The following is a 25,353-nucleotide window of genomic DNA, read 5'->3' as shown; positions in this document are numbered from 1 at the left end:
ATCAGAACTTTTAGGAGGAGTAAGAGATGGGAATAGCGGAACCAGTGGTGCGCGAATCATTTCAAACGGAGGATCTGAGTATTTATTATGGGACGTATGAGGCGGTGAAGGGGATTAGCCTTCCTTTTGCGCAGAATACGGTTACCGCATTGATCGGCCCGTCGGGCTGCGGGAAATCCACCTTTCTCCGTTCATTGAACCGGATGAATGACGATATCTCCGGCTCTACGACCAAGGGCAGCATCTGGATTGACGGTGTCGATATCAATGCTACAGGCACGGATGTAATCAAGCTGCGGCAAAAGATCGGCATGGTCTGGCAGAAGCCCAATCCGTTCTATAAATCAATCTACGACAATATCGCCTTCGGCCCGAAATATCATGGCATCAAGGGCAAACAGGCGCTGGATGAAATCGTGGAGAGCAGCCTGCGCCGCGCCGCCCTGTGGGACGAGGTCAAAGACCGCTTGAAGGATTCCGCTCTGGCGTTATCTGGCGGACAGCAGCAACGTCTGTGTATCGCCCGCGCGCTGTCGGTCAACCCGCAGATCCTGTTGCTCGATGAGCCGGCTTCGGCCCTTGACCCGGTATCAACCGGTAAGGTGGAGGAGCTGATCAAGGAGCTGAAGGAGGAGCTGCGCATCGTGATCGTCACCCATAACATGCAGCAGGCCGCGCGGATCTCGGACTACACCGCCTACTTCTATCTCGGCTCCCTGGTGGAATATGACAAGACCGAGAAGGTCTTCACGAACCCCGAGAACCAGATGACGCAGGAATACATTATGGGCCGGTTTGGCTGATCGGGAGACTGGTACAGACGGGCATAGACAAAATCGATAACACTGATCGTTCAGGACACCATCCGTTGCGGGTGGTGTTTTTGGCTGTTCAGAAGATAATGGGCCGGAAAGGGATACGTGGGGCAAATGTAATCGGAAAACCAACCACAACGTGCATGAGCAGAGATATTCGCCACACTGCTGTCTAACCAGTTCACTTCGTATGAGTAAATATCTCTTGCGAAACTAATCTTATTAGTTTATATTTAAACTAATAAGATTAGTTTTGAGGAGGAAGTTACAATGAGAGTGACAAAAGAAGGCGGTTTGCATCAGCTTACGTGGCTGCCGCGTATTTTTCCAGTGAATTGCTATTTGATTGAAGAAGAACAGGAGCTTACCCTTATAGACGCGGGAATGTCCTACAGTCTGCAAGGCATTCTAAGTCAGGTCGCCAAGCTAGGTAAGCCACTGACCCGCATCATCCTGACTCATGGTCATATGGATCATGTCGGGGCGCTTGATGCCTTGAAGAAGCAGGTGCCGGAGGCTAAACTCTATATTTCGGAGCGGGATGCTGCATTGTTGGCTGGTGACCGCTCGTTAAGAGCAGGTGAGCTACAGACTCCTATTAAGGGCAGTGTACCCGCCAAAATAGTAACCAGGCCCGACATTCTGCTGCATGACGGCGATAGGATCGGTTCGCTGATGGCGTTCAGCACTCCCGGACATACGCCGGGATCGATGTCTTTTCAGGACCGGCGCAGTGGAGCGCTGATCGTTGGTGATGCATACCAGACCTTCCGGGCCACGGCGGTGTCCGGCAAGAAGGTCGCCTGGTTTCCTTTTCCGGCCATGGCGACTTGGAGTCCCGAACAGGCCCTGGTCAGTGCTTACAGGCTGATTGATCTTGCCCCTCCTGTACTGGCGGTAGGACACGGTGACCTGCTTATAGCTCCGGTGGAGGCGATGAAGCGGGCGGCTGCGGAGGCTGAAGGGCAATTCAAGAGAGGAGAGAGGATACATGGCTAGAGCAGGTCTGGACACACACACGCTGGTGCTGGCTGCCGCAGAACTGGCGGATGAATACGGGATCGAAGAAGTGACGCTGGCTGCACTTGCCGCGAAGCTGGGTGTCCGTTCCCCGTCACTCTATAATCACATCAACGGGCTGGCGGGGCTGCGTACACTGATGGCGGTATATGGCCTGGAGCAGCTGTATAAGATCATATCGCAGGCAACGGAGGGGCTCAGCGGAGAAGCAGCGGTACATGCCATGAGTCAGGCCTACCTCGGATTCACCAGAGCACACCCGGGGCTGTACCAGACGACGCTCCAAGCACCCGAACAGGGGGACACCGCTCTGGAGGCGGCGAGTGCAAAGATCCTGTCGCTCATCATTCAATTGATATCTGCGTTCGGCTTGGATGAGGAAGGCAATTTGCATGCTGTCCGTGGACTTCGGAGTATTCTGCACGGATTGTCCACCCTGGAGCATCTAGGCGGATTTGGAATGCCGCTGGACCTGAATGTCACTCTTACCCGGCTGATCAACACCTATATTGCGGGAATCCGCTGTATGGGATCGGACGCAGCAAGCCTGAAATAACAACAAAGAGCAATCTCCGAGTGAGGTTGCTCTTTGTTGTTACGGCTGATTTGGCCTAACGGTGTAAATGCAGTTTCTTCCTCCTTTTAAAATGTATTCCCCTCGTTCTATATGAACATCATCCCCTAGAACGGTTTTAAATAAATGCAATTCATTCTTGCATAACCCGGTACATACAGCCGCCGCTTCACAGATCGGGCAATGTTTCTCAATGAATAAGAGACTGCCATCCTCCTGCTCCTTAACCTCGGCCATATAACCCTCATTCGTTCGAATCTCGGCCAGTTTCTCCAATTTCTCTCTAACATCCGATGCCGCACCAAGATGCTGGAGATATTGTGCCTGCATCTTTTTATTTCGAACATCCAGCAGCTTGTCCAACCCTTCGTTACCAAAAGCTTCTTTCATCGACTGAATGAGACTGATGGATAAATCCGAATAGCCGGTTGGAAAAAAACGATTAGCCGCGGGTGTTAATATCCATAGCTTGGTGGGCCGGCCCATGGGACGCGCTTCTTCCACATTCGTAACCAATCCTTCTTCCTTCAGCGCATTCAAATGTTGGCGAATAGCCATTCCAGACAGCGAAAATTGAGAGGAGAGGGTCATAACATCCAAGCCCCCACGCTCTTTTAACAGATTAATGATCGCTCTTCGGGTACTGGTGGAGACATCCTTTTTGATTTGATTCGGGCTCATGGTGCGCCTCCTTTTTGCAGCTATTGAAGCTGCATCACTCCCTACATTTTAAATAAAAATGTTGACAAAGTCAAAGGCGGACTGTAGCGTAGACATTATAAACAAAAATGTTTACTAAGTATCCGGATACGATGTATACATACCAAACTTTCTTGGAGGTCACCATTCATGCCGTCTAATCATCAAAGTATTTTCAGCCCTCGTTACTTTGCACTATCCATAGGAATTATCTTGTCAGTGATGGCCGTGGGATTCGAAGGTCTGTCCGTAACCACCATTGCTCCCTCGATTGCTGGAGACTTGAACGGTCTTAGCCTGTTCGGGTGGATATTCAGTACGTATCTGCTTGCGCAGATTATCGGAACGCTGGTCGTCGGTCGAATCATAGATAAAAGAGGCCCTGCTGCACCATTCACTTATGCACTTCTATTGTTTATCGCAGGACTGGTCGCTGCGGCAACAGCAGGAGATATGTATATCATGATTGGATCACGGGCCCTGCAAGGTTTGGGTGCCGGCGCTATGATGACTTGTGTGTATACGGCTATTTCCTTAAGTTACCCGGATGAATTACGTGCCAAAATACTTGGAGCCTTTGGAACAGCCTATGTTCTTCCGTCTATGCTCGGTCCATACGTAGCAGGTCTTATAGCAGATCAGTGGTCCTGGCGGTTTGTTTTCTGGGGGATTTTACCTGTACTGGTTGTTTCAGCGGTGCTTAGTTTACCGGCTTTCAGGAAATTGAAAGTGCAGCAGTCGGGAGGGGCTAGCGGATCTTCATCTACTTGGATGGCGTTACTCTTAACGATGGGTACTGGCCTTTTCCTGGTTGGTCTAAGTATGCTTCCGGGTATGAAGGGATTTGTCTTCGCCCTGATTGGCCTCGCAGGTATGATAGTACCGCTCCGTCAATTGCTGCCGAGGGGAACACTTACGCTGCGGAGAGGGATGCCGGCGATTCTGGCAACACGCGGATTGTTCTTCGCTGCCTATGCCAGCACACAGAATTTCCTGGTATTGGCCCTCATTGAGGTGAAAGGAATAACCCCTTCTCAGGCGGGTTTAATCGTAGCGAGTGCAGCATTAAGCTGGTGTATCATTTCATATCTGCAAGGACGTTGGGATGCGGCAGATCAGGGCCGGGGACGTCATATGAGAATCATTCTGGGGGTATTTCTGCTTGCCGTAGGGATTGCCATCGTTTTTTGGATACCGGTTGTTTCTGTTGCCGTTGCCGTTATGGGTCAGATTATCGCCGGGGTCGGTATTGGATTGGCACATCCGGTTAGCGGTGTTGTAGCCTTTTCCCAAGCCGGGGAAGGCGGTGCGGGCCAAACCTCGGCAAATCTGCAATTTGCGGATTCTTTTACACCCGGTGTAGTGATCGGGATTGGGGGTTCGATCCTTGTCGTATGTCAGGCTGCTGGAATGTCACTGCAATCCGGCTTAATTGTAGCCATGGGCTTCCATCTCTTGTTGATCGTTATAAGTATGATTGCCAGCACCCGGATTTCACCGCAATCTATCAGGAAAGCTGCTCCTAAGAAAGAGGGTGTAAATATCATTGTCCACTGAGGATACGGAGAAACTTTTTATAGCCTATGACATCATCGGGTCTAAATGGACTATCCATATCTTATTCACTCTTTCTTACGGTCCGAAGAAATTCAGCGAAATGACCCGGAGTATTCCTTCTATTACGCAAAGAATCCTTTCTCAGCGTTTAAAGGAGCTTCAACATCATAATCTGGTCAAGAGAACCAGTCCGCAGCGTCCTACACGAACCATGTATGAACTTACACCAAAAGGAGCGGCTCTCGCGACATTCATACCTTGTCTAATGGACTGGGGTAGCCAAGACTAAATTAAGCTTGTATAGGAGGAATGAAGATGAACATTGAGGTCAGTGAGATCGCAGCAGAGAAAATTGCCGAAATCTTGTTAAATGCTGATACAAGGCACTCTTTTCTTAGAGTAGGCGTTGAAGAAGGGGGATGCAGCGGATTATCTTATACCCTTGTTTTGGATGAGCAGCAAACAGAGGAGGATGTGGTGTTCAATAAAGATAAATTCCGTATATTAGTTCACACGAAGAGTATTCCATATATTAACGGTCTTGAAATTGACTATGAACAAAGCGGAATGATAGGCGGATTCACCATGAATAACCCTAATGCCAAAGCCTCTTGTGGATGCGGTGCCAGTTTTAGAATGGCTAACTATCGGGGGGAAGTTAAAAAATGTGATTAACCTTTCATTTCTTTGTTGAAAAAACAGATGCCTGGATTTTACAGGACCATCATTTCCAGATTGGCTGTGATGAGAATGGTATATTTTTAAAACAAATTACTTTGAAGTGAATTTGCTCGTCTATAGTGATAAGCTTAATTTGGTGTACAAGCCAGATTGATTTAGGAGGCTGAATTACGTGGGCGAAGCAGATAAGCAAGAGAATGTAACCACCTTTGAAGAGATGGCTGAGGTAGTCGCCAGACTGGGGATTGTGCCGCTAGCCCCTCTGATCCCGGAGCATCCGTCCGTGAACGGGCTGACGCTGGCGGAGAATTGGCATACCGATACAGAGCTGGACCCCTGGCGCTGGCGGGTCAGATTTCCCGGAGAAGGCTTAGCCGGTTACGGAAAATTCATCAAGAAAAAAGCCGTGCTCGTATCCCGCGAGTGGCTTCCGGCGTACTTGGCAGCGGCCGGGCCTCAGCAGTCTCTCGAGGAGCGGTATAAGAGCGGCCTGTCCACGAGAGAAGCGCTGACCCTGCTGGAGATTATCCGGGCGAACGAGGGAATAGAGACACGCCAGTTGCGCTCCATGGCGGATATGAAGGCCAAGGAGAAGAAGACGGCTTTTGACAATGCGGTGACGGAGCTGCAAGGGTCTCTGGATATCGTAATCTCCGGCGTGAAGCAGCGGGTGAATGCGGACGGAGAGCCGAATGGCTGGAACAGCACCTCTTTTGAAACCTCGGGGCACTGGATGCATGAAGCTGGCATTCCGCCCTTTGAGGGATCGAGAGAAGAGGCGATAGTCTGGCTGCGTTCACGTATGGAAGAGGCATGGGCATTGGAGGCGGTTGCCTGGATCAACAAAGCGCTGGGCTGGAAATAAGTAAAAATGCCTTTGCTATCCATTTAAAGAACGGTAGTCCTCTACGTGAAGAGGGCTGCCGTTTTTGACTTTTTATGATGGTGAACAAATAAAAACGGCTAATCTCATTCCCGCAGGAGCAGACCGGCCGTAAGCGCTTACGAATATATGATTGTCCTGCATATCTTGTGTATATTGAAGCAGCCTTACAGCATAGGGCCAAGGTAGGCAACCAGGAAGTACAGGAATCCGAACAGCAGCATGATATAGGCGGTGTACTTGATGGCGTCGGAGGCGACGATACTTAAGTCTTTGGGAGTCTGGACTTCCAGACGTTCTGTTTCCGTAGAATCGGTGTTGTCATGATTGAAAGATTCTTTCATCAGAATTCCCTCCTTAGATTTTTCATGGACTACAATCTTCCTCATTTGGCACTGTAAACACTATCTATAAATGTATTGTGACATATTTGTGAACTAATTTCAACAATATTGTGAAAATTCTTTGACGGAATGTTCACATTTGGGCTGTTTGGGTTGCTTTTATCTCAGTTCAACTCAAAGACCCCGCCATTCCTCAAGAGGAAATAGCAGGGTCTCATTCATAGTACAATGATTTAGCTTACGCCCAGTCTCCATTACGGAAGATCGGGCCCTTGGAGCCGTCATCGGCAATTCCGTCGATGTTCATCTCCGGGGAGCCCATCATGAAGTCGACATGGGTGAGGCTTTGGTTCATGCCCTTGTCCACCAGCTGTTCCTTAGTCATGTTAATGCCGTCCTGCAGGGTGAAGGCGTAGGAAGCGCCAAGTGCCAGATGGCAGGAAGCATTCTCGTCATATAGGGTGGTGTAGTAGAGAATACCGCTCTCCGAGATCGGGGAGTGGAAGGGCACGAGAGCCACTTCACCGAAGTAGGCAGCACCTTCATCCATTGCCAGCAGGGAAGCGAGGGCTTCCTGGCCCACTTCAGCAGTAAAGTCTGTAACTTTACCATTCTCAAGAGTCAGGCTGAAGCGGTCGATGATGTTGCCGCCATAGCTAAGCGGCTTCGTGCTGCGGACTGTGCCGTTCGCACCACTCTTCAGCGGAGCGGTGAACACTTCCTCGGTCGGAATGTTCGCCAGGAAGGACATTCCGCGGCTGTTCACCGCACCGGCCTGACACCAGATATGGCCTTCAGGCAATTCGATCGTCAGATCAGTGCCCGGAGCCGTGTAGTGCAGCTTGCGGTATTTCTTGGTGTTCAGCAGCTCACAGCGCTGCTTCAGGCCCGCCAGATGGACACTCCAGGCCTGCACCGGATTCTCCTGGTCTGCGCGCACAGCCTTGAAGATGGCGTCCCAGAGCAATTCGATCTGCTGCTCAGGCGCAGCGTCCGGGAACACCTTTGCGGCCCAAGAGGCGGATGGGAAGGCTAGGCCGGTCCAGCTGACCTGATTAGCCATCAGCATCTCGCGGTAAGGAGCCATAGCTTGACCGGCGGTCTTCTGATGGTTCGCAATACGGCTTGCATCAACACCATTAAGCAAGTCCGGATTCGCGGAGATGATTGTCAGGAACGCCGCGCCGCCCCGTGCCAGATCCTCCAGCTCATCAGCCTGCCACTTCGGCGGCTCAAGGAAACTCTCGGACGGTGCGAGATCATAACGGGTACGGGTGACGAATTCATCGGAATAGTTAACCTTGACGAGCTTCGCACCTGCTTCATAGGCCTGGCGTACAATCAGGCGGACCAACTCAGCCGATACGATATCCGCATTCACGACAAGGGTCTGGCCGGGTTGAATATTAACGCCGATCTTTACAGCGAGCAGTGCATAATTCTCCAGCTTTTGGTTGAAATCCAGCAATAGCTTCAGCTCCATTCGTTATCTAATGAAATGCATTAGTCTATAAGGGGGTTTAAAAGGCCCAGTTGCCCTTCTGGAAGACCGGCTCGCGCGTACCATCAGCGGTAATTCCGTAGATATCCATCTCGGCTGAGCCGATCATGAAGTCAACGTGAGTCACACTGTTGTTGAGGCCGCGGGCGTTCAGTTCATCCTGGTTCATTTCTTTGCCGCCTTCCAGACAGAAGGCATAGGCGGTGCCGATAGCCAGATGGTTGGAGGCATTCTCGTCGAACAAGGTATTGAAGTAGAGAATGCCTGATTCCGAGATCGGCGACTTATGCGGCACCAGTGCGACTTCCCCCAGATATTTGGCACCTTCGTCCAGGCTGATCAGATATTCGAGAGCTTCCTGGCCCTGCTCAGCGCTTACACTGGTAATCCGGCCTTGCTCAAAAGTGATCGAGAAGCCATCAATCACATTCCCGCCGTAGCTAAGCGGCTTCGTACTGCGGACCGTACCATTCACGCCGGTTTTCAGCGGAGCTGTGAACACTTCTTCCGTCGGCATGTTGGCGACAAAAGAATGACCTTTGGCATTGATGCTGTCCCCTTGCGCCCATAAATGGCCTTCAGGCAGTTCAATGCTAAGGTCAGTTCCAGGTGCTATGTAATGCAGGCTGGCGTACTTTTTCGCGTTAAGAACATTTGCCTTCGACTCAAGTGTGTCGAGATGCTCCTGCCAGGCGGCAACAGGGTCCTCACGGTCCAGACGGACAGTATGGAAGATGGCCTCCCACAGCTTGTCTACACGCTGGTCAGCAGGGACTTCAGGGAAGACTTTGTCTGCCCAAGGCTGGGACGGGATCGCTACAATGCTCCAGCTAACCTTGTCGGACATCTGCAATTCACGGTATTTCGTAAGCGCTGCGCCCCGGGTCTTCTGGAAGTTCGCAATCCGCTCAGGATCAATGCCTTTGAGGGCATCCGGGTTCTCGGCAATGACCGACAAGAAGGCGGCTCCGTTCTCGGCAAACTCGGTCATTTCACCGGCAAACCAGGTTGGGGCCTTGGTAAATACTTCGGGTGCGGCATGTTCGAACTGCTGGCGGGTGATGAACTCGTCACTCCAGTTCACCTTAACCTGGCTGGCGCCGATGGCATACGCCTTGGCCGTAATCAGGCGGACGAACTCGGCTGCAGTGATCGGGGCGTTCACGACCAGGATTTGTCCCGGCTGAACATTCACACCGATTTGTACTGCTAAATCAGCGTATTTACTTAGCTTGTCCTGAAGCTCTGTTTCAGTCATTGACATTTCCTCCATTACCATTATTTTTAGCTCTATATAAGCATTGTACTAAATTATTAACCGCCGGATGAAAAAAGTCAATTACAGCGCAAAAGGAAAGAGAATTGCTGACATATCAATGTTATACTGGATATTGTGGGCATGATCAGATGAAAGGAAGGAAAGAGGATGAACCTGGAAATCACCAAAGCAGAAATGAAACGGGTAGAGGATAGAAGTTTTGTGGGGAGAACGGTATTTACATTAGAGAATCACCGTTCCCCTTATGAGATTACTTTCTACAGTTCCCGTGGAACCGAATGGGATTACAGCCTGAGCTTCGCCGGTGAGCCGGGGAGTGAGGAGCAGTTCCTGGAAGTGGATGCGCTGCTGGAGAATGACGATGATCTGTACAATCAGCTGCTGGATGCAGCGCTGGATACCCAGGAGATCCCGGAAGAGGAAGCTTAAGCTTACTTGCGGATATAAAAATGCGACCCCCGTCCCGGCAGATTGCCTTGGACGAGCAGGGTCGCATTTTTTCAATAGTTACCGTCCCTTAGCCGATGGTGATATTGCCTTCGGGGTAACGGTACAGCTCCTTGCTGTTCTTCGGCTTGAGCGCATAGGCCAGGGTAAGCGGCCCGGTCCGGCCCACGAACATAAGAATGATCACCAGCACCTTGCCGATCGTGGTTAGCTCTGTGGTCAGTCCCATGGTGATGCCTGAGGTGCCAAAGGCGGACACTGCCTCGAACAGTACGCTCAGGAAATCTGCGCGCTCTGTTACGGACAGAAGCATCGTGGAGATAACCACCAGCATCAGTGAGAGCAGTGTCATGGTAATGGCTCTGTAGACATTCTCCTTCGAGATCCGGTGGCGGAACATGACGATATCCTCTTTGCCCCGCAGCTTGGCGTAGGCGGTGCTGGCCAGAATGGCAAAGGTGGTAATCTTGATTCCGCCTCCGGTAGAGCCGGGAGCCGCCCCGATGAACATCAGCAGAATCATCAGGAACTGGGTAGATTCCCGCAGCAGCGGAATCTCGATGGTGGTCACGCCGCCAGAACGGGGCGTAATAGCCTGCAGGAAGGAGGCCATAATCTTGCCTCCGGCATGCAGCGGCTTCAGTGTAGCGTTCAGCTCCAGCCAGAAGAAGACAATGGCTCCGACCAGAATCAGCACGGCTGAGGTCGCCAGCACGACCTTCGAGTGCAGCATCAGCCGCTTGCGCTTAGGATAATCAATCACATCGGATAAGACGATGAAGCCAATTCCGCCAAGGAAGATCAGCAGCATGGAGGTAATATTCACAACAGGATCTTCTACATAGCGGGTTAAGCCGCTGAACGGCCCGTGAATATCGCCGAACAAATCGAAGCCCGCGTTGTTGAAGATAGAGATACTATGGAAAAGTCCATAATAAGCTGCTTTGCCTATCGGCATATCCACTACAAATCGGGCAGCCAGCAGAATGGCCCCGGTTAATTGAATCACCAGGGAATAGATCAGAACCCGGCGGATCAGCTTGACGATCCCCTGCATGGAGTTCTGGTTCATGGATTCCTGTAGCAAGAGGCGTTCCTTCAATGAAATTCGTTTGTTCAGCACCAGAGTGATCAGCGTCGCCATCGTTACGAAGCCGAGACCGCCGAACTGGAACAGTACGAGAAGCACAATCTGTCCGAAGGTCGAGAGCTGTGTTCCCGTGTCGATAACGGCAAGACCGGTTACGCAGGTCGCCGAGGTTGCCATGAACAGCGCATCAATGAATGAGATTCTTCCGCCGGTGGAAGCAGCGGGCAGCGATAACAGCAGGGTTCCGGCAGCGATTAGGACCACAAAGCCGAGAGATAGTATTTTGGGCGGCGTCAGCTTCAGATGCCCAAAGAAAAGGTTAGCCAAGTTCATTCTCCTGACAATAGGGATAGGATCTGACAAGATTATAGCATAACATCTATTCCCTTCACCAAGCAGGCAGGATATTGACATATTTTATCGAAATCATTATAGGCTATAGGATTCAACAACTTGCACTTATATGAGGAGGCTATACTGCTGTGACAAGTCCGATACGCAATCAGGTTGGCGCTGTCTTCATTCCGGTTAGTGATATCGAAAGGTCCAGAAACTGGTATTGCAGCCTGCTGGGGCTGCCGCTGGACGGCGAGGTATTATTCGGGCATCTGTATGATGTGCCGATGCAGGGACCGGGGATCGTGCTGGACAGCATTATTTTCACAGCCGAGGCCGTACTGAAGGTACCAACCTTCCATCTGCTTACAGAGGACATCGATGCCGCCTATGATTATGTCAAAGCCAGCGGAGCGGAGATCCTTACGGATATTGAGAATGACCATTGGTTTAACTTCAAGGACCCGGACGGAAATGTGCTGATGATCTGCCGCTCCGCCACTTAGTTAATCGGGTTAATTATATTTGTTAATCACGTTAATTATACAAAGATATGATTCGCTCTTTATTGCAGGAGGAAAGGGAATGAACGTAAAACTAAGGGAACTGCTCCCGGGGGATGCAGCGGCGCTGTTGACCCTCCAGCATCGTCTGGACGGGGAAACCTCCTTTATGCTCCTGGCCCCGGGCGAGAGGCAGAGCGCCATTCCCCAGGTGGAAGACATGATTAGAGGCTTACATCAAGCGGAGAACTCGCTTATTCTGGGAGCAGAAGCAGACGGTGAGCTTGCAGGATACCTGTCAGTCGAAGGAGGGAGCTTCAGCCGCAATAGACACAGTGCTTATATTATTACCGGTATCCTGAAGCAGTATCAGGGCAGGGGCATCGGCAGCGCATTGTTCAAAGAAATGGACCAATGGGCCAGGCAGTGCGGCTTGGTGCGTCTGGAGCTTACGGTGATGCAGCATAATGAACAGGCGGTTGCGCTGTATAAGGGGCAGGGCTTTGAAATCGAGGGCTTGAAGCAAAAATCGCTACTGGTAGACGGGCAATGGGTGGATGAATACTATATGGGTAAAGTATATAGTTAATTGCATTAACTATAAGAATGAAGTAAGGCGCTCCCCAGTAACTCAAGGGGAGCGCCTTACTTGTTGCAGCTTATCTGTACGCCTTAATCGTTGTGTACATCCGAATCTTCGGTGACCGGAAGATCGATCAGGATCTCCACCTTGCGGATACGGTGGCGGTTCATCTCACGGACAGTCAGGGTGACATGCTCGTATTGATGGCTTTTGCCGACCACAGGCTCTTCCAGGTGACTGTACAGCCATCCGCCGATTGTGGTGACTTCTTCATCATGGAAATCAAGTCCCGTAAGATCCTTGACCTCCAGCAGAGAGACATTGCCGTCGAACAGATAATGAGTGTCGCTCAGCTTCTCTACATTTCTGCGTTCATCCTCGTCGAACTCATCGCGGATCTCACCGACGATCTCTTCCAGAATGTCCTCAATCGTAATCAGGCCGGAGGTGCCGCCGTATTCATCCAGCAGCAGGGCGATATGCACGCGCTCCTTCTGCATACGGGTCAGCAGGGTCTTCACTGGCGTAACTTCCGATACGGTCACTAGAGGCAGGATCAGGCTTTTGAAATCGAAATCAGGATTGTTATCGTATTGCAGGTAGAGCTGCTTGGTATTGATCATACCAATGATATTGTCTTTGCTGCCGTCAGCTACAGGGAAGCGGGTATACTGCTCCTTGCGGATAATATCGAAATTCTCCTGCAGCGAATGATCGGTGAACAGGCATACCATATCTGTCCGGGGAACCATAATTTCTTTGGCGAGCATCTCATCAAAGGTGAAAATCCGGTTAACATAACCGTATTCCGCTTTGTTGATTTTGCCGCTCTCATAGCTCTCGGACAGGATCAGGCGGATCTCGTCTTCGCTGTGCGCGTCGCCGTGTTCACTGGCAGGCTTCATGCCGAACATACGGACGAGCAGGTTGGCGGAACCGTTCATAATCCAAATCAAAGGGTACAATATTCTGTAGAACCAAATAATCAGCGGTGCGGTAATCTGACCAATTTTCTCCGGAATATTAATAGCGGCGGTCTTCGGTGCAAGCTCTCCGACCACGACGTGGAGGAAGGTGGCGATAATGAAGGCCAATGCAAAAGCAATGGGCTTACTAACGTTATGGCTCACACCAGCCAGATCAAACAATGGAATGAGCAGCTGCTCAAAAGCAGGCTCTGCCAATGCCCCGATCCCGAGTGCAGTAATCGTGATACCGAGCTGGCAGGCGGACAAATATCCATCCAGGTTAGCGGCTACCCGCTGTACTGCCAGTGCGTTCTTCTTGCCGTCCAGCACCATTTGGCTGACCTGGCTTCCCCGTAATCTCACTACTGCAAACTCCGTCGCTACAAAAAATGCGGTTAAAATAATCAAAATTGCCACGAGCGTCAAACTAAGTCCTATACCCATATAATCTTTACCATCCCTTTCGTCCCTAAAATAGGTTATACTCATATTATGAGTTCATATGAACCTATTGTACGAACTTTTCAGTGAAATATCAAATGGTGGAGGGTTGCCAGCTATGGAAGCTTTTACACTTAGCCGGATAGAGATGTCCGGACTATTACTGTCTCTAGGGCCAAACTCGGAGCGGAAGCCGCTCCATATTCTGCAGGAAGCCTGGACGAAGTTCCACCGTGACGAGGTGCGGGAGGGGACAAGTCTGCCCGCTTTTCTGTCTACGGATATCCCCCCGATTCTGCAAAAGCTGATCAAAGGCAGCGGTGTCAAAGGGCTGTCCCTGGGTGAAATTGCTTCGCTTGGCGGACTGATTGAGTATTCCACGTTATCCGTCTCTGCTATGCAGAATTGGGTGAAGCGGGATTTCAAGGAATATCTCGGGTCCCCGCGTGAAGGGAAGAAGTACTCCATTAATCAGGCGGCCATTCTATTTATAATAGATGATCTGAAGGCTGCGCTTGATTTCGAGAGCATCAGGCAGCTCTTCCGTATGCTGTTCCTGGCGCCTGAACGTGATGACGACGATCTGGTGGAGCCAGCCCAGCTGTATCACGGGTATGCCGAGCTGTTCGAGGAGATTAAGAGCCGTTCCCCGATGCCGGCTGAGGGACAGGCTTTGACCGGGAATCCCAAGGAATATCAGTGGAGATCGGACAGCGGAATCAAGTCGGCCATGGACGGAATGATGAAGCGGCTCAGCCACCTGAGCAGAGGGCAGCGGGATGCAGTGCAGAATATGCTGCTGATCGCTGCGATCTCGGTGCAGACCTGTTATTTTCAGGCGATGGCCCGGCAATATTTCAATGCGGTGTTATTCCTTGATTTTTGAACCATCCGCTTCTAGAATGTGTAAGTGATACTATTCAGGAATTATTGGATTAGCGGGAATCAGGGGAGAGGGGCCTTAAGTCATGTGGAATCAAATGTCGCTGCTGCAGAATCCGAAGCAGCGGAAGCTGCTCTTCAGTGCAGGTCTAAGCTGGATGTTCGACGCGATGGATGTAGGGATGATCTCGTTCGTCGTGGCTGCACTGGCCAAGGAATGGTCGCTGGGACCGGAAAAGATCGGCTATTTAACCAGCATTAACTCAGTGGGGATGGCCGTCGGTGCAGCTGCAGCCGGGATTATGGCGGACCGCTTCGGCCGCAAATCAGTGCTGCTCTGGACGCTGCTGATCTTCTCGATTGCAAGCGGACTGTCGGCCTTCGCCGCAGGCTATGCAGTACTGTGCGTGCTGCGCTTCATTGCCGGCTTCGGGCTGGGCGGAGAGCTGCCGGTGGCTTCGACACTGGTATCCGAGAGCATGCCGGTTAAGGAAAGAGGCAGGGCTGTTGTGCTGCTCGAGAGTTTCTGGGCGCTCGGCTGGATTCTGTCGGCGCTGATTGCGTACTTCGTCATTCCGGATTACGGCTGGCGGGTCGCCTTCGCCATTGGGGCGGTACCGGCGCTATATGCGCTCTATCTGCGCAGGGCAATCGATGACTCACCGAAGTTCGCGGAGATCAAGAAAGCTCCTCCAGTGCCGTTGAAGAAGCGTATAGCGGCAGTCTGGTCGGCAGAGCACCGCCGCTCGACCATCATGCTGTGGATTCTGTGGTTCACCGTGGTCTTCTCTTATTATGGAATGTTCCTGTGGCTGCCGACGGTGATGGTGCTGAAGGGCTTTAGTCTGGTCAAAAGCTTCGAGTATGTGCTGATCATGACACTCGCCCAATTACCGGGTTACTTCACCGCCGCCTATTTCATCGAGAAATACGGCCGCAAATTCGTACTGGTCATCTACCTGCTGCTGACAGCCGTCAGCGCGGCTTGGTTCGGGAATTCAACGACCGAGGGCATGCTGATGGCTGCCGGGATCTGCCTGTCGTTCTTCAATCTGGGAGCCTGGGGCGGGATGTACGCGTATACGCCTGAGCTGTATCCGACTAAGATCCGTTCCACAGGTGTGGGACTCGCCACCTCCTTTGGACGTATTGGCGGTATTATTGCTCCTACGCTGGTCGGCCTGATGGTCGGCAAGGCAGTCGGGATCGGCTCCATCTTCATGATTTTCTTCGTTACCATTGTAATCGGCGCCCTGGCGGTACTGTTCCTGGGGAAAGAAACGAAGGGACTGGAGCTAGAGTAGACTGCTACGGAATAGATGCATACTTAACAGAGCTAACCAGGACTAACAGGCCAGCCGGAATCTTCCGGCTGGCTTTTGTCTTACTTATTTGATATAACCCCTTACTTTTCTGGATTTACCCTATGCAGGACGTTCCGTATAATCATTTATGTAACCGCTTACTTCACAAATTTGAGGAGGCAACAGATGACAATCAAGGGGACAAAAGGACTTGTACTGCTTCTAAGCTCAATATTGCTGATGACTACGGCTGCATGCTCATCCGGCGGTGCGAATGCACCGGACGGAGCCAAGGCTTCTTCCAAATCAGAGGGTTCGGCACCTGCAATTGAGCTGCGCATGACCTGGTGGGGCTCACAGACACGCCACGATCTGACCACCAAGATGATCAAGCGCTTCGAGGAGAAGAATCCGGGCATCACGATTAAGCCGGAATATTCCGGCTGGGACGGTTATTTCGATAAGCTGTCTACTCAGGTAGCAGGCTCGAATGCTCCGGATATCATTCAGATGGACTATGCGTTCCTGTCCGATTACGCCAAGCGCGGCACCTTGCTTGACCTGACGCCTTACACCCAGGATGGAACACTGCGGACCGGGGACCATGACAGCAGCATGCTCTCGGCAGGAAGCATTGACAACAAATTGTATGCCGTTACCCTTGGAGTGAACGCTCCCGGCGTCATCTATAATGCTTCTGTGCTTCAGGAGCTGGGAATTGCGGAGCCGCAGGAGTCATGGACGTGGAAGGATTTTGCGGAGATGTCAAATGCGATTGCTAAGAAGAAGGGCGACGGCTACTATGGGACGCCGGATATTTCAGGCACCACGAACATCTTCGAGGTATTCGTCCGCCAGAACGGGAGCGGCCTGTTCGCCGGGAACAAACTTGGTGTCTCACAGGAGGTCATCGATGAATGGTTCAATTACTGGCAGGGGCTGCGGGACAGCGGCGGTGCTACAACGGCAGAGGTGACTGCCGCGATGACGAATGCGCTGGAGACCCGGCCGCTGTCCGTTGGCCAGTCCGCCCTTGATTTCGCCTGGTCCAACCAGCTGATTACCTATCAGAATGTGCTGAAGGACCAGAGCCAGAAGCTGAAGATGCAGGTGATTCCCCATATGGAAGGCGAGCAGAAGATCGGCGAATATCTGAAGCCCGGCCAGTTCATCTCCGGGAATGCCAAGACCAAGTATCCCAAGGAGGTAGCGAAGCTCATCGACTTCATGGTCAATGACCCGGAAGGCACTGCTATTCTGGGGGCTGAACGGGGAGTGCCGGTCAATTCCGCAGTCCGGGAGCAGCTGAAGCCGTCGCTTACAGCAGAAGAGCAGTTAATCTTTGATTTTATCGATGTGGTCTCCAAGCATTCCAGTGATATTGACCCGCCGTACCCGCAGGGCTTCTCGGAGATTGATAAGAACTTCAAGAGTGCCAGCGAGCAGATCTCCTTCGGTCAGGCCGGCATTCCGCAGGTAAGCGAACAGTTCATCTCCGGTGCTAACGCCATACTGGACAAGGCCAAATAAATATAGAGGAGCGAGAGAGCCATTGAGTGCAGATCTGATGACAGTAGATAGACCAGCAGGCATGAATCGGCGTAAAACAAAGCTGCGCTATAACCAGAACGGGGTTGCCCTCCTGTTCCTGTCGCCCTGGCTGCTGGGGCTAGTGTGCCTGACACTGGGGCCGATGGCGGCCTCACTCTATTTTTCTTTTACAGATTACAGTATTCTGGAGAGCTCCAGATGGATCGGTCTGGATAATTTCACCACAATGCTCACTGCAGATCCGCTATTTATTCAGTCGCTTAAGGTGACGTTTATCTTCGTATTCGTGTCGGTGCCGTTGAAGCTGATGTTCGCCCTTGCGGTGGCCCTGCTCCTTAACAAAGGAATACGGGGCCTCGGCATCTACCGGACGGTCTACTACATCCCTACTCTGCTTGGAGGTAGTGTCGCTATTGCGATGCTGTGGCGCAAGATGCTGGGCGGCGGCGGGCTGGTGAATCAATTGTTAGCCATGGTGGGAATACAGGCGCCTGACTGGGTATCGAATCCGAAATACTCGCTGTATTCGCTGATCCTGCTGTCGGTATGGCAATTCGGCTCGTCGATGATCATTTTCCTGTCCGGGCTGAAACAGGTGCCGCCGGAATATTATGACGCTTCTTCGGTGGACGGTGCAGGCAAGGTAGGGCAATTCCTGCATATTACGCTGCCTGTGCTGTCTCCGGTAATCTTTTTCAATGTCATCATGCAGACGATCACCGCCTTCCAGTCGTTCACCCAAGCATTCATTATCAGTAACGGCAGCGGGGGACCGGTGAATTCCACCTTGATGTATTCCCTGTACCTGTACAAGAAGGGCTTCTCGTTCTTCCAGATGGGCTATGCTTCGGCGATGGCCTGGGTACTGGTGCTGCTGATCGGGATATTCACACTCCTGCTATTCGGCAGCAGCAAGCTGTGGGTGCATTATGAAGATGGGGGGAAATAAGCTATGGATACAGGCAGCACATCGAAAAGTGCCGTTTGGCTCAAGCACTTCATCATCTGTCTGATCGCTTTTGTCATGCTGTACCCGGTGCTGTGGCTGGTGGGCAGCTCGTTCAAGCCGGCGAATATGATTTTCTCGGAAATCTGGTTCTGGCCCCGGCAGTGGAATTTCCATAATTATGTCAGCGGCTGGTTCGGCTTCCAGGGCAGCTCCTTCGCCAAGTTCCTGCAGAACTCGGCTCTGGTCTCTCTGGGGGCAGTACTCGGCAATGTCATCACCTGCTCCATGGCGGCTTATGCGTTCGCGCGGCTGAATTTCCGGTTCAAGGCACTGGGCTTCGCGCTGATGCTGATGACGATTATGCTGCCGCTGCATGTGACCCTTATCCCGCGCTACATCCTGTTTAACAGCCTGGGCTGGGTGAACACCTTCGCGCCGCTGATTCTGCCCAAGTGGATGGCGACGGACGGCTTCTTCATCTTCCTGACGGTACAGTTCATTCGCGGCTTACCGAAGGAGCTGGACGAAGCGGCAACGATTGACGGCTGCGGCCCGGTGCAAATCTTCAGCCGGATTATTATTCCGCTGGCGTTGCCTGCGCTGATCACGACGATGATTTTCACCTTTATGTGGACCTGGGATGATTTCTTCAGCCAGCTCATCTTCCTTAGCGATATCGGGAAATACACCGTACCGCTCGGGCTGCGGCTGTTCCTGGACTCCAGCTCGCAGTCGGATTGGGGGCCAATGTTCGCCATGTCGGTATTGTCGCTGGTGCCGTGCTTCATTCTCTTCATCACACTGCAAAAGTATTTCGTGGAAGGAATTGCGACATCCGGCCTGAAAGGATAGAATCGTGGGAAAAGCATAGGGATGGGGCAGATGCAAAAAAGAATGCTCGGCACCTGGCTGCTGCGGATCAGGCGGAGCAAGCTCTCCACGCTGATGGCGGCCAGTATTATTACGTTCAATCTGATCTTTCTCGGGTTCATTGTCCTGCTGGCGTACCGGACCTTCTCGGACGTAACCTTCAGCGAGATCAGCACGACCAGGCTTGCCCTGCTGAATGAGAGCACGAAGCGCGGCTTCGACTTCATGACCAATGTGTCGGGCACCGCCTACTCCATTGCAGCGAACAAGAGCGTGATTGAGGGGCTGGAGAACACGCCTGCCTCCAAGTATCAGATGATCTCCAGAAGGCGGGAGATTACGGAGATTCTCCAGCATTCGCTGGTCCTGAACGAAGGGGTAAGCTCGATTGAGATTTACAGTGATTTGTTCAGCGGGGTGCCGCAAAGCTCCACGGACCTTGTCTTTCCGGTCTCTTCGATTAAGAACGAGAGCTGGTATCCCCAGCTGAAGCAGGCGGATTCGCTCTGGGTTCCCCTGGAGGGCAGCGGCGGCGAAGATGAGCCTTATCTGATTGGCCATATTCAGCATCTGTTCGGAAATGAAGGCAAAACGATCGGCTACCTTTATATCCGGCTGTCCGCAGACGATATCCTTAAGCAGTTCAAGGATATTCCTGCTGTGCTGGACGGCCAGATCCATCTGGTGGATACAAGCGGCAATCTCTTGCTGCTGGTGAACAAGGAGAATGGCTCTGCCGGTAAGGCTGTATTGGAAGCTGACTGGCTCTACCAGCATACGTATGAGGGCAATGAAGGCTATGAGCTGCTGAAAAAGGACGGGCAGTCCTATCTCGTCCTGTTCTCCAGACCGAGTACTATCTCCTGGCGGCTGGTTCAGGTCATCCCGACGCGTGAGCTGCTGCAGGAGGTTCGTAAGGCGGACAGGCAGGTGATCGGGATCGGCTTGCTCTGTCTGCTCCTGTCGGCGCTGCTGGCATATTTCTTCATCCGTAATATGATCCGTCCGGTGCGCAGGCTGATTCAGGAGATGCGGAAGCTGGAGCGCGGAGATTTCCGGGCCAGTATGAGTGAATCACTGACGGAGGAATATACGCAGATGTCTTACGGCTTCAACCACATGGTGAACCGGCTGCAGGAGCTGGTGCAGAGCGAGCGGGAAGCAAGCGCGGCGAAGCGGGAGGCGCAGGCCGGACTGCTGGAGGCCCAGATCAAGCCGCATTTCCTGTACAACACGCTGGATATGATTCACTGGAAGGCGATGGATTACGACGCTCAGGATATCAGCTACATGATTACCCAGCTGGGCAAAATGCTGCGCATCGGCCTCAGCGGCGGCAGAATGCTCATCCGTCTGCGCGACGAGCTGGAGCATGCGCGGTGTTATGTGAGCATCCAGCAGGAACGGCTCCGATTGCCATCGAGTATACGGAGTCGATTGCGGACCCGGCGGTCCGGAGTTATTTCATTCCGAAGGTTATTCTCCAGCCGCTGATTGAGAATTCAATTATTCATGGCAGCCGGGAGCCTGGTTCTGGCCCTTTGCAGATTCATCTGGAGGTACAGGAGATTAAGACGCCGGGAAGGCAGCCTTACTTGCAAATCACACTGCTGGATAACGGCCTGGGCTTGGAGGAAGGCTGGTCGATGGAGCAGGTGAGCGGCATCGGCACCCGCAATGTGATGAGCCGGATTCAGCTGTATTGCGGGGAACCGTACGGACTATACTTGGCCAACCGGCCGGAGAAGGGGGTCGCGGCTATGATTACGCTGCCAGTTATTGAGACGGAGGAGCAGCTGGAGCGGCTGCTGCGCGATCAGCTATGAGCCGCTCTATTCTGCTGGTGGATGACGACCCGCATATTCTGAAAGCCCTTACGAGACATGTCGGCTGGGAGAAGCTGGGCCTGACCCTGGCTGGAACAGCGGTCAACGGCCATGAAGCGCTGGAGCTGTTCCGCAGGCTCTCCCCCGATCTGGTGATGACCGATGTCTATATGCCGGGCATGGGCGGGCTGGAGCTTACAGAGGCGCTGAGGGAGCTGGCACCGGAGCTGCCGGTTATTATACTAAGCGGCTACGAGGAATTCGAGAATGCCCGGCAGGCGATGCGCTGGGGCGTCAGCCATTTCCTGCTGAAGCCGGCCCGGGTACACGAGATCGAAGCTGTGCTCCGCGCTGTACTGCTGGATCTGGATGCCGGCGAGCAGAAGAAGCGGCTGGAGGAGCGTTATCAGCAGGAAATCGGCCGCACGCTTCCTTTTCTGCGGGAACGCCTGCTTATGGAGCTGCTGACCACCCGCTACAGTGCGGAGGAATGCTCCGAGGAACGGCTCGGATATCTGCAGATTACCCGTCCGCAGCGGCTGGCGGCGGCCAGCATCCAGCTTAACCGCCCTTCGCCGCTGCATAAGCTGAAGGAGCGCGAATGGCAGCTGCTGCGCTTCGGAGCCGGTAATATCTGCCGGGAGACGCTGCAGCACAAGCTTGCAGGTCATCTCTCTGTGCAGGGGCATGTACTGGACTACTCCGACGATCTGCTGGTGGTACTGGTGCTGGACCGTGAGGCGGGAGAGCCGATCCCCGTGCTGAAGGAAGTGGTTCAGGAGACGATGGATAAGATCCGGAATTACATTCAGCTTCAGGCCTATGCCGGCATTGGTTCGGTCAAGTCTGCCATCCATGAACTGATCGATTCGTATCTGGAGAGCAGAGAGGCGCTTGCTTCCGCAGAGTTTCAGGAGACCAGTCCCATCTACGCCTATGAGCCGTGTGCAAGCAGCAACCCGTGGACGCTGGAGGACTATTCCCGGCTGCTCCAAGAGTGGAATGAAGTGCTGCTGTGCCGGGATTCCTCAAAAATATGGGAGACCTGGGAGATCATCTTCGGCAGGCTCCGGCAGGATGACCAGAATAACATTCAGGATATTCAGACGGTGTGTGTCGGTCTGTTCACAACGCTAATGTACTATTGGAATGCCTGCTGCCCAGGCCGCACTCCTCCTATGAGTATGTCCGAATTCCTGCAGGCGGTGACGGGCTACTATACCTGGAGAAGCTTGACAGAGTGGATGGGCCAGATGATCCCGGCTTTTCTGACCGCAGCTTTTACTGAAATGAACGTCAAGAAGAACCGGCTGGTAGAGAGCGTCAAAAGCTATGTGGAAGCCCACTATACCCAGGAGATCAGCTTCATGGGCCTCGCGCAGGAGCTGCATGTGCATCCGAAATATCTAAGCCAGCTGTTCAAACGGATCAGCGGTGAGAATTTCGTCAGTTACCTGAACCAGTACCGGGTGGACCGGGCCATTGAATTCCTGCAATCCGGCCAGCATATGGTGTATGAGATCAGTGAGATGGTCGGCTTCAACAACCCCGCCTATTTCAGCCAGGTGTTCAAGATGATTACCGGGCGCAGCCCGAGTGATTATTTGAAGGGGTGAGGCTGCAATAGCTGAGCAAGGGCAGGTGCAAGTACTATATAAATTGAACTACTGGTTTTTATGTTTTGGGAATAGCCGTGACTCCAAAGAAGTTTTGGACTTCCGGCCGCTGTTGTATTTGAATTTCCTGAATTAAACCGCATTACGCAGTAGAAATTCAAACACAAAGGCGGTCGCTTCCGCTCCTACAGTTCCAAAATTCCCCTCCGCCCCTTTTCCTTTAACTTGAATTTTTTAGTTCAATCTATATCGTAAACACCTGTTGCCTTGCTCCGCTATTGCAGCCCGCAGGGTGAGTATAGTATATTCTTATGGAGACACAAACGAACGTTCTCATTGCCCGGCAGGCAACATTAAGTTGCGGTGCGGTGACAGGCGCTCTCATCCAAGATCTTGAAGAGATAGTCTCTCAAGGTCTTTTTATTGATTTATGGCAGGATGCTGGAGGGTGGGCGTATTCCTGTTGTGAGACTGTGCGACTACATAGATGGGGTCGGGCATCTCGGATATTTTAGCAGTGATGTGGATTGAGAATCCCTTATTTATTCAAAAAGCTACTTTATGAGACCCGAGCGGACTGAAAAGCGCTTATTTGGGTTGTTCGGCCCTGAAATGAGACGGTATTGTCTAATTAAGGGATTTTGAGTCCGCTTGACCGTCATATTTGCCTGATTTGTTCTGAATAGCGGAATCTCAGTCCGGCAGAGCGGGTGGGGAGTAAGAGTCTGGAACGGCTGCATCCGCTGCATAAGGTATATGATATAATGTGAGAATTACGAAGACATACGGGTGGGGCGATGAAGCATGGCTAAAGACAGGCAGGGCCTGCATTTCTCGGAGCTGGTCTGGGAGAGTACGGAGCAGAATGTGGCGATTCCGCCGCGCGGTACTGTAGATGAAGGCAGCCGGAAGCCTAAGTCAGAGCCGGTTAAGAAGAAGACGTCCGGTTCCGGTTACGATACAGTCCAGCTCCAGCTCTGGGATATGGAAGAGAGTGCGGAGCCGGTAACCACTACAGAGAGTGAGTTCGTCCAGCGTGCACGTGAGCTTGTAGAGCATAAGGAGCCTGCGGCGCTGTTTGTCCCGTTCAAAAGCTATTGGCCCACCTACGGGCATATGACCGGCGCGCAGAGCCGATGGTACTTCTTTTGGCGGGATGAAGTCCGGCAGGGGAGATATCCGAAGACCGATCTCTCTTATGTCTTTCTGCATATCTATGAGCTGATTAACGGTGTGGGCTGGGACGAGCCTCAGGAGGGCTGCCGTCAACTCAACCTGCTGTGGGAGGCCTATCGTGACAGTTACAAACGTCTGGATCAGTACCTTGGCGGGTGGATTGCGGATTTCTCTTTTGTCCATAAGCTGGATATTCCGCTCTCGGAGATCGTGGCCCGTTCGCGCGGGCTGGCCGGGGATCTGGCTGAGCTTGAGCTAGTCCGCTGCCTGTCTACTGCCCCGGAGCAGCTTAGCATCGAGGTACTGAGTGTAATGTCGGACTATGATATCAGCAAGTCGAAATTCTATTCAGGCGAGGGTAAAATCGCTGCGGATCGTTATATTCCCCAGGTTGTAGCTCTAATTGATGCTTATGTCGCGCGGAAGCACGGCTCGAATCTGATCACGATGTTCCCGCCCGCCCCGCCTGTCGTCCGTGAACGTTATTTGTTCCGCAGCGCGGTATACGATATCTCCCTGTATGGCTATTCTGTTCTTGTGCCTGTCATCCGGGTGAGCAAATCCCCACCGCTGCGCAGCCTGATTACCCGATTGTTCCGGCTGACCGAGAATAAGCTGCGGGCGCTGATGGGCTACCGGGGAAGACTGAAGGATGTACGGGTCGATGCCGATATGGATGATCTCATCACCCGGTTCCTGGAGCGTGAATTCCGCAAGGCGGAGCAGGAAGAGAAGGGACCGGTGGTGGTCATTGACCAGCAGAAGCTGGAGCAGCTGGCAAGCGACTCCGAGGTGGTGCGTTCCTTGCTTACGGTGGAAGACACCAGGGAACGGGGTCAGGAAGATGACGCGGAATGGATAATTGAGTCTGAAGGAGCACTTGGAGGAGCTGGATTGTCCGGTGCCGGAAGTGATGCGGATGTACATGAAAGCACCGGATCAGCAGATGTAACAAGTGATGCGGAACTACAGGGAAGAGCTGAATCAGCGGGCGAGAAAAGTGTTGCGAATACGGATGTAAGAGTTGCACCAGCTGTATCAGCAAATGCGGAAAGTATTTCCGATAGCTCTGCAAGAGCTGAAGAGCAGGTGGTCGCGATGATTGGTGGTGAGCGAATAGAGCGGGGTCATGAAGAGCTTCCAGGTAAACACCTGTCAGCTGGTCAGAAGCTTACCGCTTCCCTACCGCCTTCTTCTGATAGCGAAGCAGACCGCTGGATACTGTTCGCTTCAGAGCTGACTCCGCTGCAACGGCAGGCCGTGCTGGCTCTGGCAGAGGAGGACGGTTCTACGAAGGTGCAGCGGCTGGCTGCGGGAGCAGGGACGATGGCAGAGCTGCTCTACGATGAGATTAATGAGCTGGCAATGGACAGTCTGGGAGACCTCATCATTGACGGGGAAGAGCTGACCGAAGAATGTCTATCCATGCTGGACTATATAAAGAGGTGAAATTCGTAA

At 52.5% G+C, this 25,353-nt stretch carries 25 protein-coding genes; 19 read left to right on the top strand and 6 right to left on the bottom strand.

Annotated features, from left to right (window positions below; genetic code table 11):
* The first annotated feature begins 26 nt into the window (after positions 1–26).
* From pstB to MKZ07_RS08145, 3 genes are all read left to right on the top strand, one after another.
* On the top strand, positions 27–803 hold the full coding sequence (gene pstB / locus MKZ07_RS08155) for a phosphate ABC transporter ATP-binding protein PstB (RefSeq protein WP_036695365.1): 777 nt from the start codon (positions 27–29) through the stop codon (positions 801–803).
* 282 nt (positions 804–1,085) lie between these two features.
* A complete protein-coding gene (locus MKZ07_RS08150; RefSeq protein WP_036695364.1) occupies positions 1,086–1,814 on the top strand; it encodes an MBL fold metallo-hydrolase in 729 nt (242 codons plus the stop codon).
* Entirely contained in the window at positions 1,807–2,391 is a 585-nt protein-coding gene (locus MKZ07_RS08145) for a TetR/AcrR family transcriptional regulator (protein ID WP_341025501.1), read from the top strand. The genes MKZ07_RS08150 and MKZ07_RS08145 overlap by 8 nt, the downstream gene beginning before the upstream one ends.
* 39 nt (positions 2,392–2,430) lie before the next feature.
* On the opposite strand, the gene MKZ07_RS08140 is transcribed toward MKZ07_RS08145, so the two are convergent.
* Positions 2,431–3,090, bottom strand: coding sequence for a helix-turn-helix transcriptional regulator (locus MKZ07_RS08140; RefSeq protein ID WP_341025500.1), 660 nt, complete (start codon positions 3,088–3,090; stop codon positions 2,431–2,433).
* Positions 3,091–3,258: 168 nt separating this feature from the next.
* On the opposite strand from MKZ07_RS08140, the gene MKZ07_RS08135 reads away from it, so the two are divergent.
* The 4 genes from MKZ07_RS08135 to MKZ07_RS08125 all read left to right on the top strand — a co-directional run bounded on the left by MKZ07_RS08135 (position 3,259) and on the right by MKZ07_RS08125 (position 6,211).
* A complete protein-coding gene (locus MKZ07_RS08135) occupies positions 3,259–4,665 on the top strand; it encodes an MFS transporter (RefSeq protein ID WP_341025498.1) in 1,407 nt (468 codons plus the stop codon).
* Positions 4,655–4,954, top strand: a complete 300-nt coding sequence (locus tag MKZ07_RS33540; protein WP_036695359.1) for a winged helix-turn-helix transcriptional regulator — start codon at positions 4,655–4,657, stop codon at positions 4,952–4,954. Before MKZ07_RS08135 ends, MKZ07_RS33540 begins: the two co-directional genes overlap by 11 nt.
* A 26-nt stretch (positions 4,955–4,980) precedes the next feature.
* Positions 4,981–5,340, top strand: a complete 360-nt coding sequence (locus tag MKZ07_RS08130; RefSeq protein ID WP_179090456.1) for a HesB/IscA family protein — start codon at positions 4,981–4,983, stop codon at positions 5,338–5,340.
* 178 nt (positions 5,341–5,518) lie between these two features.
* Complete coding sequence (locus MKZ07_RS08125; RefSeq protein ID WP_341025497.1) at positions 5,519–6,211, top strand: AlkZ-related protein; 693 nt, start codon at positions 5,519–5,521, stop codon at positions 6,209–6,211.
* A gap of 185 nt (positions 6,212–6,396) precedes the next feature.
* Here the strand turns inward: MKZ07_RS08125 and MKZ07_RS08120 are convergent, their stop codons facing one another.
* The 3 genes from MKZ07_RS08120 to MKZ07_RS08110 form a co-directional block, all read right to left on the bottom strand.
* A complete protein-coding gene (locus MKZ07_RS08120) occupies positions 6,397–6,573 on the bottom strand; it encodes a hypothetical protein (protein ID WP_156949635.1) in 177 nt (58 codons plus the stop codon).
* Positions 6,574–6,811: 238 nt separating this feature from the next.
* The gene (locus tag MKZ07_RS08115; protein ID WP_341025495.1) at positions 6,812–8,041 is read right to left on the bottom strand and encodes an aminopeptidase; all 1,230 of its coding nucleotides are present in this window, start codon (positions 8,039–8,041) and stop codon (positions 6,812–6,814) included.
* 52 nt (positions 8,042–8,093) lie between these two features.
* Complete coding sequence (locus MKZ07_RS08110) at positions 8,094–9,338, bottom strand: aminopeptidase (RefSeq protein WP_341025493.1); 1,245 nt, start codon at positions 9,336–9,338, stop codon at positions 8,094–8,096.
* A 162-nt stretch (positions 9,339–9,500) separates the two neighbouring features.
* Here MKZ07_RS08110 and MKZ07_RS08105 point away from each other — a divergent pair, with 162 nt between their 5' ends.
* Positions 9,501–9,782, top strand: a complete 282-nt coding sequence (locus MKZ07_RS08105) for a hypothetical protein (protein WP_036695355.1) — start codon at positions 9,501–9,503, stop codon at positions 9,780–9,782.
* A gap of 88 nt (positions 9,783–9,870) precedes the next feature.
* On the opposite strand, the gene MKZ07_RS08100 is transcribed toward MKZ07_RS08105, so the two are convergent.
* Positions 9,871–11,223 (bottom strand): TrkH family potassium uptake protein, encoded by a 1,353-nt coding sequence (locus MKZ07_RS08100; RefSeq protein ID WP_036695354.1) that lies wholly within the window; start codon positions 11,221–11,223, stop codon positions 9,871–9,873.
* A 149-nt stretch (positions 11,224–11,372) separates the two neighbouring features.
* Here MKZ07_RS08100 and MKZ07_RS08095 point away from each other — a divergent pair, with 149 nt between their 5' ends.
* A complete protein-coding gene (locus tag MKZ07_RS08095) occupies positions 11,373–11,732 on the top strand; it encodes a VOC family protein (RefSeq protein WP_341025491.1) in 360 nt (119 codons plus the stop codon).
* A gap of 79 nt (positions 11,733–11,811) precedes the next feature.
* Positions 11,812–12,318 carry a GNAT family N-acetyltransferase gene (locus MKZ07_RS08090; RefSeq protein ID WP_036695352.1) on the top strand — a complete coding sequence of 169 codons (507 nt, stop codon included), beginning with the start codon at positions 11,812–11,814 and terminating at the stop codon, positions 12,316–12,318.
* 83 nt (positions 12,319–12,401) lie between these two features.
* Here MKZ07_RS08090 and MKZ07_RS08085 read toward each other — a convergent pair whose 3' ends face one another.
* Positions 12,402–13,724, bottom strand: coding sequence for a hemolysin family protein (locus MKZ07_RS08085; RefSeq protein WP_036695351.1), 1,323 nt, complete (start codon positions 13,722–13,724; stop codon positions 12,402–12,404).
* A 115-nt stretch (positions 13,725–13,839) separates the two neighbouring features.
* Here MKZ07_RS08085 and MKZ07_RS08080 point away from each other — a divergent pair, with 115 nt between their 5' ends.
* The 9 genes from MKZ07_RS08080 to MKZ07_RS08040 all read left to right on the top strand — a co-directional run bounded on the left by MKZ07_RS08080 (position 13,840) and on the right by MKZ07_RS08040 (position 25,344).
* Positions 13,840–14,607 (top strand): DUF1836 domain-containing protein, encoded by a 768-nt coding sequence (locus MKZ07_RS08080; RefSeq protein WP_036695350.1) that lies wholly within the window; start codon positions 13,840–13,842, stop codon positions 14,605–14,607.
* An 82-nt stretch (positions 14,608–14,689) separates the two neighbouring features.
* Positions 14,690–15,907: an MFS transporter gene (locus MKZ07_RS08075; protein WP_036695349.1), complete on the top strand. Its 1,218-nt coding sequence runs from the start codon at positions 14,690–14,692 to the stop codon at positions 15,905–15,907.
* A 186-nt stretch (positions 15,908–16,093) separates the two neighbouring features.
* Positions 16,094–17,437 (top strand): ABC transporter substrate-binding protein, encoded by a 1,344-nt coding sequence (locus MKZ07_RS08070; RefSeq protein WP_036695348.1) that lies wholly within the window; start codon positions 16,094–16,096, stop codon positions 17,435–17,437.
* A gap of 61 nt (positions 17,438–17,498) precedes the next feature.
* Positions 17,499–18,407 (top strand): carbohydrate ABC transporter permease, encoded by a 909-nt coding sequence (locus MKZ07_RS08065; protein ID WP_341027928.1) that lies wholly within the window; start codon positions 17,499–17,501, stop codon positions 18,405–18,407.
* A 3-nt stretch (positions 18,408–18,410) separates the two neighbouring features.
* A complete protein-coding gene (locus MKZ07_RS08060) occupies positions 18,411–19,259 on the top strand; it encodes a carbohydrate ABC transporter permease (protein ID WP_341025489.1) in 849 nt (282 codons plus the stop codon).
* A gap of 30 nt (positions 19,260–19,289) precedes the next feature.
* A complete protein-coding gene (locus MKZ07_RS08055) occupies positions 19,290–20,771 on the top strand; it encodes a sensor histidine kinase (RefSeq protein ID WP_341025488.1) in 1,482 nt (493 codons plus the stop codon).
* Positions 20,657–21,103 carry a sensor histidine kinase gene (locus tag MKZ07_RS08050; protein ID WP_341028096.1) on the top strand — a complete coding sequence of 149 codons (447 nt, stop codon included), beginning with the start codon at positions 20,657–20,659 and terminating at the stop codon, positions 21,101–21,103. Before MKZ07_RS08055 ends, MKZ07_RS08050 begins: the two co-directional genes overlap by 115 nt.
* The gene (locus MKZ07_RS08045; protein WP_341025487.1) at positions 21,100–22,719 is read left to right on the top strand and encodes a response regulator; all 1,620 of its coding nucleotides are present in this window, start codon (positions 21,100–21,102) and stop codon (positions 22,717–22,719) included. The genes MKZ07_RS08050 and MKZ07_RS08045 overlap by 4 nt, the downstream gene beginning before the upstream one ends.
* Positions 22,720–23,523: 804 nt before the next feature.
* Complete coding sequence (locus MKZ07_RS08040; protein WP_341025486.1) at positions 23,524–25,344, top strand: TerB N-terminal domain-containing protein; 1,821 nt, start codon at positions 23,524–23,526, stop codon at positions 25,342–25,344.
* The last annotated feature ends 9 nt before the right edge of the window (positions 25,345–25,353 follow it).

The sequence above is a fragment of the Paenibacillus sp. FSL P4-0338 genome (assembly GCF_038002365.1).
Taxonomy (GTDB): domain Bacteria; phylum Bacillota; class Bacilli; order Paenibacillales; family Paenibacillaceae; genus Paenibacillus_AQ.
This window is presented reverse-complemented; position numbering and strand designations above follow the sequence as displayed.

What these genes read in the sequence shown, in the direction of transcription:
- MKZ07_RS08065 (WP_341027928.1), top strand. Translation starts at nt 17,499, where the DNA reads ATGAATCGGCGTAAAACAAAGCTGCGCTATAACCAGAACGGGGTTGCC.
- MKZ07_RS08090 (WP_036695352.1), top strand. Translation starts at nt 11,812, where the DNA reads ATGAACGTAAAACTAAGGGAACTGCTCCCGGGGGATGCAGCGGCGCTG.
- MKZ07_RS08045 (WP_341025487.1), top strand. Translation starts at nt 21,100, where the DNA reads ATGAGCCGCTCTATTCTGCTGGTGGATGACGACCCGCATATTCTGAAA.
- MKZ07_RS08075 (WP_036695349.1), top strand. Translation starts at nt 14,690, where the DNA reads ATGTGGAATCAAATGTCGCTGCTGCAGAATCCGAAGCAGCGGAAGCTG.
- MKZ07_RS08100 (WP_036695354.1), bottom strand. Translation starts at nt 11,223, where the DNA reads ATGAACTTGGCTAACCTTTTCTTTGGGCATCTGAAGCTGACGCCGCCC.
- MKZ07_RS08150 (WP_036695364.1), top strand. Translation starts at nt 1,086, where the DNA reads ATGAGAGTGACAAAAGAAGGCGGTTTGCATCAGCTTACGTGGCTGCCG.
- pstB (WP_036695365.1), top strand. Translation starts at nt 27, where the DNA reads ATGGGAATAGCGGAACCAGTGGTGCGCGAATCATTTCAAACGGAGGAT.
- MKZ07_RS08130 (WP_179090456.1), top strand. Translation starts at nt 4,981, where the DNA reads ATGAACATTGAGGTCAGTGAGATCGCAGCAGAGAAAATTGCCGAAATC.
- MKZ07_RS08120 (WP_156949635.1), bottom strand. Translation starts at nt 6,573, where the DNA reads ATGAAAGAATCTTTCAATCATGACAACACCGATTCTACGGAAACAGAA.
- MKZ07_RS08070 (WP_036695348.1), top strand. Translation starts at nt 16,094, where the DNA reads ATGACAATCAAGGGGACAAAAGGACTTGTACTGCTTCTAAGCTCAATA.
- MKZ07_RS08145 (WP_341025501.1), top strand. Translation starts at nt 1,807, where the DNA reads ATGGCTAGAGCAGGTCTGGACACACACACGCTGGTGCTGGCTGCCGCA.
- MKZ07_RS08140 (WP_341025500.1), bottom strand. Translation starts at nt 3,090, where the DNA reads ATGAGCCCGAATCAAATCAAAAAGGATGTCTCCACCAGTACCCGAAGA.
- MKZ07_RS08135 (WP_341025498.1), top strand. Translation starts at nt 3,259, where the DNA reads ATGCCGTCTAATCATCAAAGTATTTTCAGCCCTCGTTACTTTGCACTA.
- MKZ07_RS08080 (WP_036695350.1), top strand. Translation starts at nt 13,840, where the DNA reads ATGGAAGCTTTTACACTTAGCCGGATAGAGATGTCCGGACTATTACTG.
- MKZ07_RS08085 (WP_036695351.1), bottom strand. Translation starts at nt 13,724, where the DNA reads ATGGGTATAGGACTTAGTTTGACGCTCGTGGCAATTTTGATTATTTTA.
- MKZ07_RS08110 (WP_341025493.1), bottom strand. Translation starts at nt 9,338, where the DNA reads ATGTCAATGACTGAAACAGAGCTTCAGGACAAGCTAAGTAAATACGCT.
- MKZ07_RS08105 (WP_036695355.1), top strand. Translation starts at nt 9,501, where the DNA reads ATGAACCTGGAAATCACCAAAGCAGAAATGAAACGGGTAGAGGATAGA.
- MKZ07_RS08060 (WP_341025489.1), top strand. Translation starts at nt 18,411, where the DNA reads ATGGATACAGGCAGCACATCGAAAAGTGCCGTTTGGCTCAAGCACTTC.
- MKZ07_RS08040 (WP_341025486.1), top strand. Translation starts at nt 23,524, where the DNA reads ATGGCTAAAGACAGGCAGGGCCTGCATTTCTCGGAGCTGGTCTGGGAG.
- MKZ07_RS08055 (WP_341025488.1), top strand. Translation starts at nt 19,290, where the DNA reads ATGCAAAAAAGAATGCTCGGCACCTGGCTGCTGCGGATCAGGCGGAGC.